Source organism: Fictibacillus sp. WQ 8-8 (assembly GCF_024494405.1).
GTDB lineage: Bacteria > Bacillota > Bacilli > Bacillales > Fictibacillaceae > Fictibacillus_C > Fictibacillus_C marinisediminis.
On record NZ_JAMXKG010000029.1, the window covers coordinates 1 to 15817 of the forward strand.

At 43.6% G+C, this 15817-nt stretch carries 15 protein-coding genes, 1 tRNA gene, 2 rRNA genes, 1 other RNA gene and 1 other annotated feature; of the genes, 4 read left to right on the forward strand and 15 right to left on the reverse strand.

Features of this window, described 5'->3' with window-relative positions:
* The 8 genes from M1K46_RS24980 to tadA all read right to left on the reverse strand — a co-directional run.
* Positions 1–158: ribosomal RNA gene (locus M1K46_RS24980) — 16S ribosomal RNA — on the reverse strand; the annotation flags it as partial.
* A gap of 308 nt (positions 159–466) precedes the next feature.
* Entirely contained in the window at positions 467–733 is a 267-nt protein-coding gene (locus tag M1K46_RS24985; protein ID WP_062240420.1) for a pro-sigmaK processing inhibitor BofA family protein, read from the reverse strand.
* A gap of 67 nt (positions 734–800) precedes the next feature.
* Entirely contained in the window at positions 801–1025 is a 225-nt protein-coding gene (locus M1K46_RS24990; protein WP_053356287.1) for a YaaL family protein, read from the reverse strand.
* Between the two features lie 18 nt (positions 1026–1043).
* Positions 1044–1640: a recombination mediator RecR gene (recR, locus tag M1K46_RS24995; RefSeq protein WP_256228154.1), complete on the reverse strand. Its 597-nt coding sequence runs from the start codon at positions 1638–1640 to the stop codon at positions 1044–1046.
* 10 nt (positions 1641–1650) lie between these two features.
* Positions 1651–1974, reverse strand: coding sequence for a YbaB/EbfC family nucleoid-associated protein (locus tag M1K46_RS25000; RefSeq protein WP_053356289.1), 324 nt, complete (start codon positions 1972–1974; stop codon positions 1651–1653).
* Between the two features lie 21 nt (positions 1975–1995).
* Positions 1996–3675 (reverse strand): DNA polymerase III subunit gamma/tau, encoded by a 1680-nt coding sequence (gene dnaX / locus M1K46_RS25005; protein ID WP_256228155.1) that lies wholly within the window; start codon positions 3673–3675, stop codon positions 1996–1998.
* Between the two features lie 111 nt (positions 3676–3786).
* Positions 3787–4052, reverse strand: an RNA gene (gene ffs, locus M1K46_RS25010) — signal recognition particle sRNA large type.
* A 94-nt stretch (positions 4053–4146) separates the two neighbouring features.
* Positions 4147–4644, reverse strand: a complete 498-nt coding sequence (tadA, locus tag M1K46_RS25015; protein ID WP_091010726.1) for a tRNA adenosine(34) deaminase TadA — start codon at positions 4642–4644, stop codon at positions 4147–4149.
* 109 nt (positions 4645–4753) lie between these two features.
* Here tadA and M1K46_RS25020 point away from each other — a divergent pair, with 109 nt between their 5' ends.
* From M1K46_RS25020 to M1K46_RS25030, 3 genes are all read left to right on the forward strand, one after another.
* Entirely contained in the window at positions 4754–5356 is a 603-nt protein-coding gene (locus M1K46_RS25020) for an isochorismatase family cysteine hydrolase (protein ID WP_256228156.1), read from the forward strand.
* Positions 5357–5470: 114 nt separating this feature from the next.
* Complete coding sequence (locus M1K46_RS25025; RefSeq protein WP_256228157.1) at positions 5471–6106, forward strand: deoxynucleoside kinase; 636 nt, start codon at positions 5471–5473, stop codon at positions 6104–6106.
* 4 nt (positions 6107–6110) lie between these two features.
* Positions 6111–6779, forward strand: a complete 669-nt coding sequence (locus M1K46_RS25030) for a deoxynucleoside kinase (protein WP_053356294.1) — start codon at positions 6111–6113, stop codon at positions 6777–6779.
* A gap of 347 nt (positions 6780–7126) precedes the next feature.
* Here the strand turns inward: M1K46_RS25030 and M1K46_RS25035 are convergent.
* The 6 genes from M1K46_RS25035 to guaB form a co-directional block, all read right to left on the reverse strand.
* Positions 7127–7219, reverse strand: a tRNA-Ser gene (locus tag M1K46_RS25035).
* 105 nt (positions 7220–7324) lie between these two features.
* Positions 7325–8599 (reverse strand): serine--tRNA ligase, encoded by a 1275-nt coding sequence (gene serS, locus M1K46_RS25040; RefSeq protein WP_256228158.1) that lies wholly within the window; start codon positions 8597–8599, stop codon positions 7325–7327.
* 344 nt (positions 8600–8943) lie between these two features.
* Positions 8944–9162: a binding site (T-box leader), on the reverse strand.
* Between the two features lie 39 nt (positions 9163–9201).
* Positions 9202–9786, reverse strand: coding sequence for a pyridoxal 5'-phosphate synthase glutaminase subunit PdxT (gene pdxT / locus M1K46_RS25045; protein WP_256228159.1), 585 nt, complete (start codon positions 9784–9786; stop codon positions 9202–9204).
* A gap of 16 nt (positions 9787–9802) precedes the next feature.
* Positions 9803–10687: a pyridoxal 5'-phosphate synthase lyase subunit PdxS gene (pdxS, locus tag M1K46_RS25050; protein ID WP_053356298.1), complete on the reverse strand. Its 885-nt coding sequence runs from the start codon at positions 10685–10687 to the stop codon at positions 9803–9805.
* Between the two features lie 148 nt (positions 10688–10835).
* The gene (locus M1K46_RS25055; RefSeq protein WP_375162250.1) at positions 10836–12140 is read right to left on the reverse strand and encodes a serine hydrolase; all 1305 of its coding nucleotides are present in this window, start codon (positions 12138–12140) and stop codon (positions 10836–10838) included.
* A gap of 148 nt (positions 12141–12288) precedes the next feature.
* Entirely contained in the window at positions 12289–13746 is a 1458-nt protein-coding gene (gene guaB, locus M1K46_RS25060; protein WP_053356300.1) for an IMP dehydrogenase, read from the reverse strand.
* A gap of 131 nt (positions 13747–13877) precedes the next feature.
* On the opposite strand from guaB, the gene M1K46_RS25065 reads away from it, so the two are divergent.
* The gene (locus M1K46_RS25065) at positions 13878–14831 is read left to right on the forward strand and encodes a YaaC family protein (protein ID WP_256228165.1); all 954 of its coding nucleotides are present in this window, start codon (positions 13878–13880) and stop codon (positions 14829–14831) included.
* Positions 14832–15686: 855 nt separating this feature from the next.
* Here the strand turns inward: M1K46_RS25065 and rrf are convergent.
* Positions 15687–15802 (reverse strand): 5S ribosomal RNA (gene rrf, locus M1K46_RS25070).
* Positions 15803–15817: the final 15 nt, after the last annotated feature.

A 15817-nucleotide genomic window follows, 5' to 3' on the forward strand; every position in this document is an offset into this window, starting at 1 on the left:
TTCCCGAAGTTATCCCCGTCTTACAGGCAGGTTACCCACGTGTTACTCACCCGTCCGCCGCTAACCTCAGAGAGCAAGCTCTCTTTGGTCCGCTCGACTTGCATGTATTAGGCACGCCGCCAGCGTTCATCCTGAGCCAGGATCAAACTCTCCAATAAAGTGTTTGATATAGCTCTTAAAGTTTAAAAATTGATGGGATTGTAAAATCCCTGACTTACCTGGCTTTTGTTTGGTTTTCAAAGAACAAGTTTGCGCCGCTCGTTTTGGCGACTTTATTAGAATACCACATGGGCACCTATCAAGTCAATAACTTTTTTGAAAAAAGTTATTTGGTTACTGACTTAGTCAGCAAGCAAAAGAAGCAGCTCAATAAATATACCACCCTTATTCATACGTTGCAAGAGTTTTTTTCAAAATAAAAAAGAAACCCTCTGATTGCCGAACAAATTGCTCGGCAGCAAGAGGGCTATCCTACGATAAAATATTGAATGGCTGCAAGTGAGGCAAGGCCTGGCAAGCCAAGCAGCCCTGATATGAAGACAGTAGCCGCATTGATCGGCACGTGTATATCATAGGATGCACCAGCAGTGTTCAAAAAGAACAGCAGCAGAGCTCCGATGGATAATCTGATGAGCATCTGACCTGTCCATCTTAATGGTTTTAACGGCGCCCCGATCAACAGGAGCAGCAGAATTGCACTACCGAGAATGGAAATGACCATCACGGGTTCCATAGTTATCATCCCCCAGCTTCTTTTATAGTAAATGTATGGGGGATGTCCCAAAAAAAGAACAGGAAGACTATTTCAGTCTTCCTGTGGTTACTTTTCTTATTTTGGCCTCTTTTAAGAGAAACAGATACTTGGCCTCAGCGAGCTTAAGTTCATATATAACCTGTTCAGAAGGCTCGACGCTTCTTTCCACCAGACCTTTCTGGTGCGTCCACACTGATTTAACTTGTTGGAGAGTTTCTAGAAGACGTTCATCCCCTGCTTTTCTTAAACGTCCTTTTCGGGAGAAAAACATGCTGTGTGTCTCCTTTTTTTAAATTTCACGTCTGCCTTCCATTGCTTTAGATAACGTCACCTCGTCGGCATATTCCAGATCTCCGCCTACTGGCAAGCCATGAGCAATACGTGTAACCTTAATGCCGGTCGGCTTCAGCAGACGGGCAATATACATGGCAGTTGCCTCTCCCTCAATATTAGGGTCGGTGGCCAGTATAATTTCCTGGATGTTATCATCGGAAAGTCGTTTTAACAGCTCGGCAATCTTGATATCCTCCGGCCCAATTCCTTCTATTGGAGATATGGAGCCATGCAGCACGTGATAAAGCCCTCTAAAGTCCTTCATTTTTTCCATAGCTATCACATCTTTTGAATCATGAACGACACAAATGGTCGTACGGTCCCTGCTGGAATCGTCGCAGATCATGCATGGATCACGGTCTGTAATATGGAAGCAGTTGGTGCAATAGATTAAATTCCGTTTGGCGTTGACGAGGGCACGGCCGAAATCGAGTACATCGTCTTCGCGCATCTCTAATACGAAAAATGCCAGACGGACCGCCGTTTTTGGCCCGATCCCTGGCAATTTCATAAAGCTGTCGATCAGCTTTGATATTGGCTCTGGGTAATGCATGTTCCGCCCCCTAGAATAATCCCGGTATGTTTAATCCTTTAGTGAATTTACCCATATCCTGGTTCACAAGCTCATCTACTTTTTTCAAAGCATCGTTCGTTGCTGCAAGCACTAAGTCTTGAAGCATTTCGATATCTTCAGGATCCACTACATCTTCTTTAATATTAACTTCTAGTACTTCTTTATGGCCGTTGGCAATAACAGTAACCATTCCGCCGCCAGCTGTTCCTTCAGCTTTCTTATCCTTAAGATCTTCCTGTGCTTTTGCCATTTCTTTTTGCATCTTCTGCATTTGTTTCATCATATTGTTCATGTTTCCGCCGCCACGCATCATACGTATCATCCTCCTAAAGGTTTATTCTTTTATTTCAATTAATTCTTCACCAAACAGCTTTTTGGCTTCCGCAATTAAAGGATCTTCCGCTTCTGCCTGGCTGTTGCCGTCCCCGCGCTGCTGCTGGATGAATTCTTTTTTCACAGTATCCCATTCCGGCTGCAGGATGGTTAACATCGTTAGGGACTTCCCTATTGTACTATAAATCACGCCCTCTACACAGCTTCGAATATTGTCGGATGAAGCCATTTGGCTGTGAATTTCATGCTGGAAAGACAACAGGACATCCTGATCGGAACAAGCAACCGGTTCGGCGCCGGATAAAAGGGCGTAGACACTCACTTTTTCCGATTTTATCTTTTCCATGATCGCTCCCCAATTGTTTTTCAATTGGACCAAATTCGGTTTCGAAGCTTTTTTCAGCATTTCTTTTATACGGCCTGTATTTGTGCCGCTCCCCCTGCCTGCTGTACGGAAGGTTTTCTTTTCCTGGACAGCAGGGGTAGAAGGATCAGCTGGAGCAAGGGCTACCCCTTTTTCTTTTAGTTCCTTCACCTGCTGTTCCAGTACTTCTATTTTCTTTAAAAGCTCCTGTCCCGCTCCCGCTGATTCCTGTCGTTCTTCCTGACAGATTTTAATCAGGGAAAGCTCGAGGAAAATCTTAGGATGGTTTGTCCATTTCATTTCCTGCTGAGACTGATTAAGGAGTTCTATAACCTTGTAGATCCATGTACGGTCCGTTCCCTGTGACAGCTCCTTAAATTCTTCATCGACTTTTACACGGTCCAGCACTTCTTCAAGTCCAGGAGCTGTCTGATATAAAAGCATGTCACGGTAATAATAGATCAAATCCGTGATAAACCGGACAGGGTCTTTTCCTTCAGCCATTAGCCGGCCGGCAACATGGAGTGCTTTTGCAACATCCTGTTCTTTGAAGGCTGCTGCCACTTGCGACAAGAATCCCTGTGACACTGCTCCGGTTACAGCAAGAACGTCTTCTACCCTGACTTCATCTTCACTGTAGGATATTGCCTGATCGAGCAGGCTGAGTGCGTCGCGCATTCCGCCTTCTGCTGCCCGGGCAAGCAAATGCAGGGCGTCATCATCAGGAATAATGCTGTTGGACTCCAGGATCGTTTTCATCCTGTCCACGATCGACTGGCTGGAAATGCGTTTAAAATCGAACCTTTGGCACCGTGAAATGATGGTCAGCGGAATTTTATGAGGCTCTGTTGTAGCAAGTATGAATATAACATGCGGTGGAGGTTCTTCCAGTGTTTTAAGCAATGCATTAAACGCTCCGGTTGAAAGCATGTGGACCTCGTCAATAATGTAAACCTTATAACGGACAGCTGACGGTGCAAATTTTACCTTGTCGCGGATATCCCGGATGTCGTCTACCCCGGTGTTTGATGCTGCGTCAATCTCTAATACATCAGAGATCGAACCGTTCGTGATTCCAATACAGTTATCACACTCATTGCATGGTTCCGCTGTAGGGGCTTTTTCACAGTTTACTGCTTTTGCAATGATCTTTGCTGCACTTGTTTTTCCGGTTCCCCTCGGGCCTGAGAATAAATAGGCATGGGAAAGCTTGTCTTGCATTAGTGCGTTCTGGATTGTCTTGGTGATATGTTCCTGACCGACCACATCATGAAAGGACTGCGGCCGCCAGACACGGTAAAGCGCTTGATAGCTCATCCCATGCCCTCCTTCATTCATTTCGTCAATTTGCTCTATCTTCTATTATACTGAAAACGAACAAAAAACTCACCCCATAAGGAGTGAGTTGTTGTTTGAATATATAAAATGCCGCGCACCTCTCTTTGGTATAGCCAACCTATGCGTTACGCAAGCAGTTAGCTCGATCCAGGCTGCCCCACGGCACACGAAGATGACCACTTACTGCTGCTTCCTTCCGGACCTGACAGGGTTCATGGGTCTCCGTTGCGCAGGACCCGAATGTCAACACCACTTACTTGCGTCAGACCATACGCAGGACTAACCGAGGAGAGGAATTCAGCCTCGCTACAGCGGATTGCGAGTACAGGGCACCGCTACCTCCCCACCTAGCGCGACAAAGTGTATAACGTTATTTAGGCACATATCAAATGTGCAAGATTAAGTATACAACGGTGGTGCTAAAAAATCAACCCGCACCAGATATTCCCATCAAAGGCTGCTCTGATTTTTTTTCTTTTCCTTGTTCCGTTTTCTGAGTCCCCTGAAAAAGGCAGACAGCATCTCACTGCACTCCTGCCCGCGCACGCCGGGAACGACTTCGCATTGGTGATTGAAGCGCTCCTCCTCCAAGAGGTTCATCAGCGTTCCTGCACAGCCACCTTTTGGGTCATGTGCGCCAAAAACCACACGGTCAACTCTGGAGAGAACGATGGCCCCAGCACACATGGCACAAGGTTCCAGGGTAACATAAAGTGTACTTCCGGTAAGCCGCCATGTGCCTTTATTCTTGCATGCTTGATCAATAGCGATCAGTTCGGCATGGGCAACTGCACGGTGTTCGATCTCACGGCGGTTATAAGCCGCAGCGATGACCTCATCATCCATCACCAATACTGCACCGATTGGAACTTCACCAAGTTCTTCTGCTTTTCTGGCCTCATCCATCGCCAGAGACATATAATGTTCATCTTTTTCATTTTGAAGCATCATTCCGACTCCATCTTTGTATTTTATGTGATTATACATAAGGTTTGGCCAATAATAAAGAGAGGAATAGTTATGGATGTGCAAAAAGACGTAAAGGAGTGGATTTCATATGTCCTCAACACCATCTTATCCACCGGTTGCTCTCCTTATTATAGATGTTATCAATGATTTTGATTTTCCGGAAGGCCACATGCTCATTGAACAGGCACTGCCTATTGCCCCGAACATTGCAGATCTCAAAAATAAAGCCAAAGAGAACGGCATTCCAGTTATCTATGTGAACGATAATTTCGGAAAATGGCAGTCCGACCGAAAGAAACTGGTTAATTACTGCCTTGAAAAGGAAGGGAAAGAATTTGTCGAGCAGCTCGTGCCTGAGGATAACGATTTTTTCATTATTAAACCCATGCATTCGGCCTTCTTTTCAACACCATTATCCACGCTGCTGCATGATATGAAAATAACAACTTTAATACTCGTGGGCTTGGCCGGCAACATTTGTGTCCTGTTTTCGGCAAACGATGCATTCATGCGTGATTTCACGCTCTATGTGCCGGAAGACTGCTCCGCTTCCAACATTACTGAAGATAATGAACGGGCTATCCTTTTAATAAAAAATACATTGAGAGCCGATACTTCCTCAAGCCATGAACTTAACTTTAAAAAAATCATAAAAGAGGCGGAACAAAATAAAAAACGGACAATTCTATAGAATCAAGAAGATTTTAATTTAACTGTATTTTGTTCTATTCCCTCCGCCCTTCATATGCTACAATATTTTCTGTCTGTTATTTTTTTGTAATTGAAAATAGGGAGGAAAAGCAGCATGAATTCTACCCCCTTTATTGCAGTTGAAGGGCCAATTGGTGTTGGAAAAACATCATTAGCAAAAGCCATCTCAGAACACTATAAATTTAAGCTGTTGAAAGAGATCGTTGAAGAAAATCCGTTCTTGGGGAAGTTTTACGATAACATCGAAGAGTGGAGTTTCCAGACAGAGATGTTCTTTTTATGCAACCGCTACAAACAGCTTGAAGATATACAAATACACTACTTAAATCAAGACATTCCGGTTGTGGCTGATTATCATATTTTTAAAAACCGCATCTTTGCGGGACAGACACTCGCCGCCGATCATTATAATAAATATATGCAGATTTTCGATATTCTCACGAAAGACATGCCTGTGCCCAATATGATCATCTATCTGAACGCCAGTCTTGATACGCTGCTGGAACGCATAGAACTTCGGGGCAGAAATATTGAGAAGCAGATCGATCCATCATACTTAATGAGACTCATCAATGATTACGAAATGTTTATGGCGGCTTTTCAAAACGAGCATCCTGAGATCCCTGTTCTATCTTTTAATGGTGATGAACTGGATTTTATCACTCAAAGCAGTGATAAGGAAAAGATATTTGCTGCGATTGAAGCCACCTTGCATATAAAGGAGAACTGACTCGATGAATTTAGCCGAAAAATACAGCATTCCCTCAGATGCAGTCATCACTATTGCAGGTACGGTCGGAGCCGGTAAATCTACACTGACTTCAGCTCTCGCTCAAGCCTTAAACTTCAGAACATCAATGGAAAAGGTCGACAACAATCCGTACCTGGATAAATTTTATAAAGATTTTAAGCGATGGAGCTTTCATCTTCAGATTTTCTTTCTAGCTGAACGTTTTAAAGAGCAGAAGAGAATGTTTGAATACGGCGGAGGCTTTATTCAGGACCGGTCAATCTATGAGGATACAGGCATCTTTGCAAAAATGCATTACGATAAAGGGACAATGTCCGAAGTGGATTATGATACGTATACGCGTTTGTTTGAGGCAATGGTTATGACCCCTTATTTCCCTCACCCGGATGTTCTGATCCATCTCGAAGGATCGCTTGATGATATCTTGCAGCGCATTAAACAGCGTGGCCGTCAGATGGAACAGGATACACCTGTTGAATATTGGGAAGAGATGTATGAACGCTACGAACAATGGATTTCTAACTTCAGCATCTGCCCCGTCCTTCGCTTGAACATCAATGATTACGATCTGCTTCATGATCCTGAATCACTCGAAAAAATTATGGCGAAGATCGGCCAAAAGATTGAAGCCAAAAGAGAAGTCCGGTTATAAAAAAGAAGTGCCTCCGATGATGACGGAAGGCACTTTTTTTATTAGCGATTTATCTCCTATATAGGCTGAAAAATAAAAAGCTATTTTCGCAACCTTTGTTGCTCTTGAAAGTGGTTGATTTCCATTCCAGGCTACTCGCTTTCCGCGGGGCGTGCGGTGAGCCTCTAGGCGCATGCGCCTGCGGGAGTCTCACCTGTCACGCATATCCCACTGGAGTCTCGCACCTTGCATTCCAATCAACTTGTCAAGAAAGTAATCTAGACAAAAAATCTTCACTAAGCAACAATCTTTTGGAAAAGAGCCAAATAAAAAAACACCTGCACAGCGGCAGATGTTGAAATTATGTATGGAGGAGGTAGAGGGATTCGAACCCCCGCGGGTTGTTACACCCCTGTCGGTTTTCAAGACCGATCCCTTCAGCCGGACTTGGGTATACCTCCATGGTCTTACTGACAAAAATAATAATACCATGTGACTCAATTATATGTCAACATTCTTTTATAAAAAAATGAAAAAGGAAGGAGTAAATCCTTCCCTTTCTCTTTTTACTTGATAACTTCTTTGTTCCCCATATATGGGCGAAGCACTTCAGGGATGACGATAGAGCCGTCTTCCTGCTGATAATTCTCGAGGATGGCAGCTACGGTACGGCCGATTGCCAGTCCTGATCCGTTCAGTGTATGAACAAATTCAGGTTTCCCTTTCGCTTCGCGGCGGAAGCGGATTTGCGCCCTTCTCGCCTGAAAGCCTTCAAAGTTAGAACAAGAAGAAATTTCACGGTACGTTCCGTAGCTCGGTAGCCATACTTCAATATCGTACTTCTTCGCAGCAGTAAATCCTAAATCAGCTGTACACATGCTCAGTACACGATATGGAAGCTTTAACAGCTGAAGAATTTTTTCTGCATGGCCTGTCAGCTTTTCAAGCTCTTCATAAGACTCTTCCGGTTTCACGAAACGGACAAGCTCTACTTTATTAAACTGATGCTGACGGATGAGACCGCGTGTATCACGGCCAGCAGATCCCGCTTCAGATCGGAAACAAGCGCTGTATGCAACATAACCTTTCGGAAGCTCTTCGGCAGTAAAAATTTCATTGCGATGAAGGTTGGTTACCGGAACTTCAGCAGTCGGGACCAAAAAGTAATCTTCTTCGCGGATTTTAAATGCATCTTCCTCAAACTTCGGCAGTTGCCCAGTTCCTGTCATGCTTTCTCTGTTCACCATGTAAGGAGGCAAGATTTCAGTATAGCCATGCTTATCTTCATGGTAGTCCATCATAAGGTTGATCAAAGCTCGTTCAAGGCGTGCTCCCGCTCCCTTATAAAAAGCAAAACGGCTTCCAGTTACTTTAGCGGCTCTTTCAAAATCGACGATATCAAGATCTGTCGCCAAGTCCCAGTGAGCTTTTGGTTCGAATGCAAACTCCTGAATATCTCCCCAATGGCGTACAGGTACATTATCGTCCTCTGTTTCACCAACCGGTACACTTTCATGAGGCAGGTTCGGCAGTGTGAGCATCAGGTGGTTCAGATCCTCTTCCACCGTGCGCAGATCGTCATCGATGGATTTAATCCGGTCTCCCACTTCACGCATCTCTGTGATCAAGTGGTCGGCATCTTTCTTTTCACGTTTGAATTCCGCTACCTGTTTGGATACTTCGTTACGTTTAGACTTTAATGTTTCTGTTTCACCAATCAGTTCACGGCGCTTTTCATCCAATTCAACAAAACGGTCCAAGCCTGTTAAGTCTTCTCCCCGTTTGCTTAATTTCTCTTTTACTTCATCAAAATTCGCTCGAACATATTTCAAATCAAGCATGTTTCTTCCTCCTTTAATCAATAACCTTTTTCTGACAAAACCCAAATAGCTAAAGAAATCCGTAATTGTGGCCCGGTATCCGTTCAAAAAACAAGGAGTTCGAGGCGCCGCTGATTCCGAGGACCGGAGTTTAGTATACCTAAATGAGGATCCGAGGAAATCAAGGCAACGAAGAAATCCGCTGCTTTGCCCGAGTAGCCGGACAAGAAGCAAGGAGTTCGAGGCGCCGCTGATTCCGAGGACCGGAGTTTGGTATACCCAAATGAGGATCCGAGGAAATCAAGGCAACGAAGAAATCCGCCGCTTATTGTTCGGCGTACAAATACAAAAAACTCCCGTCCCTATAAAGGGACGAGAGTTAACCCGCGTTGCCACCCTAGTTGCAAGTAAATACACCTGCCACCTTGTCATTGATAACGGACAATGTATACCGGGAAAGCTTACGTTATAATTTCAGCTTCCCACTCAAGGATGGATTCACAAATGACTTTGGTCGGTTTACACCAGCCACCGACTCTCTAGGCAAAGATCATTTTGCTACTGGTTCCTGTCAGCGATTTAACAAATAATGTTTGTATAGTAATGTACAATATTTTCCGCTTTTATGCAATAACCTTTTTCTTCTGAGATGCCATTTCTACAAAAAACTGGTGAAGACGGTAATCATCGGTCAGTTCCGGGTGAAAGGCCGCACATAGGAAGTGTCCTTGTTTTGCAGCAACGATACGGTCATTATGAACAGATAAAACTTCTACTTCTTCCCCGACTTCTACTATATAAGGAGCTCTGATGAAAACACCATTCACATCTTCGCCTACACCTTCAATGTGCAAGTCAGCTTCAAAGCTGTCCACCTGCCGGCCGAATGCATTTCTCTCAACGGTCATGTCAATGAGCTCGAGGTGCGCATGGTCTTGACCTTGAATGCGTTTTGCCATGAGGATTAGGCCTGCACATGTACCGAAAACTGGCTTTTCTTGTGCAAACTCCTTCAATGGTTCAAGGAAATTATATTTATCGATCAGACGCCTCATCGCAGTGCTTTCGCCGCCTGGGATCACAAGCCCGTCCAGATCATTCAACTCTTCAATACGCTTTACGCTCACTGCTTCTGCGCCGCTTTCTCGCAAAGCTTTAATATGTTCTCTCACAGCGCCTTGCAGGGCAAGAACACCAATTTTAATCATCGCGTTGCTTCCTTTCTTACCAGCCTCGTTCCTGCATGCGGTCTCCAGGAAGTAGCGTGGAGATCTCGATTCCTTTCATTGCAGTACCGAGTCCTTTTGATAGTTTAGCAATCAGCTCATAGTCTCTGTAGTGAGTGGTTGCTTCTACAATCGCACGGGCAAATTTCTCAGGGTTTTCGGACTTGAAGATTCCTGATCCGACAAATACTCCGTCAGCACCTAACTCCATCATCAATGCTGCATCTGCAGGAGTGGCTACGCCGCCAGCTGCAAAGTTAACGACAGGAAGACGTCCGTCTTTTTTGATTTGAAGAAGGATTTCATATGGTGCTCCAAGATTTTTAGCCTCAGTCATGAGTTCATCTTCACTCATAGCTGCTACCTTGCGGATTTGGCCTTGAATCATGCGCATATGGCGAACAGCTTCCACGATGTTTCCTGTTCCAGGCTCACCCTTTGTACGAAGCATAGAAGCGCCTTCTCCGATACGGCGGGAAGCTTCCCCAAGATCACGGGCTCCACATACAAATGGAACTGTGAAATCACGTTTGTTCAAGTGGAATACTTCATCCGCAGGTGTAAGTACTTCACTTTCATCAAGGTAATCAACACCCATTGATTCAAGAACACGCGCTTCCACTATGTGTCCGATTCTAGCTTTCGCCATTACAGGGATACTGACTGCATTTAGTACTTCCTCTACGATTGTAGGATCCGCCATGCGCGCTACTCCGCCCGCTGCACGAATATCTGCTGGAACTCGTTCTAACGCCATAACGGCTACTGCTCCGGAAGCCTCGGCAATTTTAGCTTGCTCTGCATTGATAACGTCCATAATGACGCCGCCCTTTTGCATTTCAGCCATTCCGCGTTTTACACGATCTGTACCTGTCTTTAACATGCTACATATCCCCCTGTTTATTTATTAACTCATGTATGAGTTTTTTTAATAATCAAATTCACATTCATTTTAACGTAAAACCAATAAATTCGCTAGGGTTTAAAAAAACTCTTCAAAAGCAATGCTTTTGAAGAGTATTTCATCAAGATCAGAACCAGCCTTTTACAGTGTCAACTGCAGAATCCCAGGCACCGCCAAAGAAATGGCCAGTACCTCTCATGGCAAGAACAAACCAATTGGCTTTTTCTACTGCCTTGGTTGTTACAACACTAGCTTGTCCTTTACCGGATCCGTCATTCAGCAAATAGCCGTGATCCGCATCTTTACCTGTATATTTCAATTGAATATGGCCGATTGTTTCACCTTTTTTAAGAGGAGCTTTCAATTTGCCGTCTTTATCCAAGTGCTTCTTGTCGATCACAAGCACTGGTTTATAATTTTGTTTTTCGCCATTTTTCACAAGCATTGAAACCGGTTCTTTTGTTGCAATCCCAACTTCTTTCTCTTTTCCTTGGATAACAGGAAGAGTTTTTTGTTTCTTCAGCTGATAGCCTTTAGGAAGAAGTGTTTCTTTTGTATAGTTGGAAAATCCGTAATCAAGCAATTGTTTCGTCTCGCCAAACCGGCCTGCATAGCTGTTCGATTTCATAAGAACAGAAATCAACCGTGTTCCATCTCTTTTCGCTGTAGCTGCAAAAGAGTAACCCGCATTGTCCGTAGTACCCGTCTTTAGTCCGTCTACTCCCTTATACCCATAAACGAGGGACGGAAGCATCCAATTCCAGTTCTTCATCATGATTTTATCGTCAGTCCCAGGACGGAACCATTTGGATGGAATACTTGCTGTATCCAAAACTTCAGGATAGTCACTGATTAATTTGAATGCAAGAATCCCTACTGATTTTGCTGACATCTTATTTTCATCCGTCTTGCTACCAACGGAATCATACCCTTGGAGGTCATTGTTGTTCAGACCTGTACTGTTAACAAAACGAGCATCCTTGATTCCCATCTTTTTAGCTTTGTCGTTCATCATCCCGACAAACTTGGACTCTTTACCATCGCCAACAAGCTCTGCCAATGCGATCGAAGCACCGTTTGCAGAATAAATGGCCATAGCTTCATATAATTCTTTTACTGAATATTTATAATCACTTCGCAATGGTACGTTTGAAAGGTCTCTGTTTTGAGAAATTTTATGTGCATAATCACTAATGGCTGTTTTTTGATCCCATTGGATTTTGCCTTTTTTAATCGCTTCATTGACCAGGTATTCAGTCATCATTTTTGACATACTGGCTGGTGGCAATACTTGATCGGCTTTATTTTCGTATAAAATCTTACCTGTATCTCCATCAACTAAAATCGCCGTTTCCGATTTTGTTTTCAATTCCGGAGCAGCGCTTGCTTTTTCTGAATATCCAAATACACTGGCTGATAGCATTGAAACCATGACAGCTGAAAAAGTAAATCCTTTAAGTTTGTTGCCGAACAAAACTGACACCTCCATACAATTTACACAAACGTAATTGTACCATAGCAATATACAAAAAAATAGACAGAGGAATGACCTCTGTCCACTTTTTTTATAAAATCCATCTTTAGACTGAATAATTTGGTGCTTCTTTGGTAATTTGTACTTGGTGAGGGTGGCTTTCTCTTAATCCAGCACCGGTAATCTTAACGAACTTAGAATTATTTTGAAGCTCCTCTAATGTAGGAGTTCCGCAATATCCCATACCTGAACGAATTCCGCCGATCAGCTGGAACAATGTATCAGCCAGTGGCCCTTTATAAGGGACTCGACCTTCAATGCCTTCTGGAACGAGTTTTTGATTATTTTCCTGGAAATATCGGTCGCGGCTTCCTTGCTCCATAGCCCCGATCGATCCCATTCCCCGGTAAACTTTAAATTGGCGCCCTTGGTAAATTTCCCGTTCTCCTGGGCTTTCGGTTACTCCGGCAAGCAAGCTTCCGAGCATAACAGCATTTCCGCCTGTAGCAAGAGCTTTCACGATGTCTCCAGAATATTTAATGCCTCCGTCAGCAATAATCGGAATACCGTGCTTGCGGGCTTCTGTTGCGCAGTCATAAATGGCCGTAATCTGAGGCACACCTACACCGGCAACAACACGGGTCGTACAAATCGATCCAGGCCCGATTCCGACTTTGACCACACTTGCTCCAGCTTCGATCAAATCTCTTGTCGCTTCTGCTGTTGCTACGTTTCCAGCAATGATGGTAAGGTCAGGGTATTTAGCACGAACTTCTCTTACTTTAGTCAATACACCTTCAGAGTGGCCATGAGCCGTATCGATGACGATAACATCCACTCCTGCTTCGACCAATTTATCAATGCGAACCATTGCATCTTTTGTTACCCCTACTGCAGCACCAGCCAGCAAACGACCTTGGCTGTCTTTAGCAGAATTAGGGAACTCAATAACCTTTTCGATATCTTTTATTGTAATTAATCCTTGAAGAGTGCCTTCATTATCGACCAATGGAAGCTTTTCAATCTTATGCTTTTGAAGTAATTGCTCTGCTTCTTTTAGGGTAGTTCCTACTGGGGCAGTCACAAGATTTTCTTTCGTCATTACATCTGAAATCTGAATGGAGTAATCTTCAACAAAACGAAGATCACGGTTGGTGAGAATGCCTACAAGCTTCTTATTTTCATCAACAATGGGAACACCGCTGATTCTGTATTTCCCCATAAGATGTTCAGCATCAAAAACTTGATGATCAGGTGTAAGGTAGAACGGATCAGTAATAACTCCGCTTTCAGAGCGTTTTACTCTGTCCACTTGCTCTGCCTGCTGTTCGATAGACATGTTTTTATGGATAATACCTAATCCGCCCTGGCGAGCCATGGCAATCGCCAATTCTGCCTCTGTTACCGTGTCCATTCCAGCGCTTATAACAGGGATGTTTAACTGTACGGAATCTGAAAGACGTGTCTTCAATGAAACATCTTTTGGCAAAACAGACGATTTTGCCGGCACTAAAAGCACATCATCAAACGTTAATCCTTCTTTTTCAAACTTGCTCTCCCACATGCATACTCCACCCTTCTCTTCAATTAACTTCCTGAAAAATATTATTTGTAGATTAACAACTGGATAAACTACTGTCAAGGAAGGAACAATAAGTCTAACTTTTCAAAAAATACCACGGAGGTGAGCGCCCGATGTCCGATGCGAATACCTGGTCATTATATTATAGTTTTTTCTCCTCCAGCAGGGCGCAAAAATACCTTTATGGCTGCTACGAAAACGCTGGAATTGAGCAGGCAGAAAGCAAAAGCTATCAAAACTGCTATCCCTTCATTTATTTTCTGGAACATGGAAAGAAATATTATGACTTGGCAGGTACAGCACCGACTGAACTCCAGCCGGTTTTGCTGTTCTATGGCATGATCCAGCTGCTAAAGGCGTGCATACTGACCGTTGATCCTGACTATCCAGAAAACAGTTCTGTTCTTGCCCACGGTGTAACAACCAGGAAACGTAAAAAGAAGTATTATGAATTTCTTCATGATGAAGTGAGGATTCAGAGGAGCGGTCTTTTTAATCACTTTTCCACTAAATTGTTTCATGTGAAACATGCAGAAGGCGAAAAGCTTAAGATGAATGATATTATGGCTCTTATACCCGAATTGAGAGATCTTTTTCTTCATGTTCATAACGAAGATATAAACGTTCAAGTAATGCGAAACGATCAGGAGGTTACTATTCCCATTGATGTGCTGGATGGTCTTCATATGAACACCGGAAGACTGATCTCCTTTCTCAATGAAAACCCGGAAATCACCTTTCAACTTTTAAAAGAAACAAAAGAACATATCATTGTTCATTCTTCCAAAGAACTCCATCCCCTTGAATGCGAACCATTCAGCTATCACACTAACGGTTCATATTATCTCTACAGCAGCCGCAGAGAGATGAAAGAATTGAATGAATGCATGATTCATTATGCTGTTCTTTATAACCTGAGCATGCTGTGCCGATATGAGACCGAGTGGTGGAGTGATATCTTTCATTCCTATACTACCAATGATCTCCCTTTTATCAAGGAATTCCTAACCATTACACGTACAAAAATGCCCTATTTACTTGGACAATTCCTGCAGCGGAAAGGGTGAGCAGAATTCTTGATTTAAAAGATTTTCGTGGGTGCTTGAGGGAGGGCTCTGAGGGCTCGAGGACCAGAAAAGGGTGATTCAGGCGGACTTCCTTGGGTGATTTTGATCGTTACTTCCGGATTTGGTGGGTTTACTTGCGGCTTTGACTCGTTTACTTGCGATTTTACAGCCGTTACTTGCGATTTCACAACCGTTACTTGCGATTCGACAAGGTTTACTTGGCTATCACGTCATTTCATACTTATTTGGTTGATCCCTCGATGGTTTTATGAAAAATAGAACAAGTAATTAGTTTGTATAGGCTTTTTTTTCGTTATCTCTTTGAAAATTATCTTTTTGTGGCTAATGGATACGGTTTTGAAGGTTCTGCTTTGTTGTCCGGGAGCGTTACTTGCGGATTTGGTGGGTTTACTTGCGGCTTTGGCTCGTTTACTTGCGGTTCGACAGAGTTTACTTGCGATTTCACAGCCGTTACTTTCGATTCGACAAGATTTACTTGCATATCACGTCATTTTCATACTTATTTGGTTGATCCCTCGATGGTTTTATGAAAAATAGAACAAGTAATTAGTTTGTATAGGCTTTATTCTTTCGTGTTCTCTTTGAAAATCATCTTTTTGTGGCTAATGGATAAGGTTTTGAAGGTTCTACTTTGTTGCTCGGGATCGTTACTTGCGGGTTTGTACGGTTTACATGCGGCTTCGGCCCTTTTACGTGCGACTTTGAAGGGTTTACATGCGGGAATGGAGACTTTACGTGCGACTTTTCAGCCTTTACATGCCAAACCCATCATTGTCAAAAAAAAGAACATACAAAAAAGCACTGCTGGAATCAATCCAACAGTGCTTCGTTCGTGCCCGGCAACGTCCTACTCTTACAGGGGGAAGCCCCCAACTACCATCGGCGCTGAAGAGCTTAACTTCCGTGTTCGGTATGGGAACGGGTGTGACCTCTTCGCTATCGCCACCAGACATATTTTGAGGTAT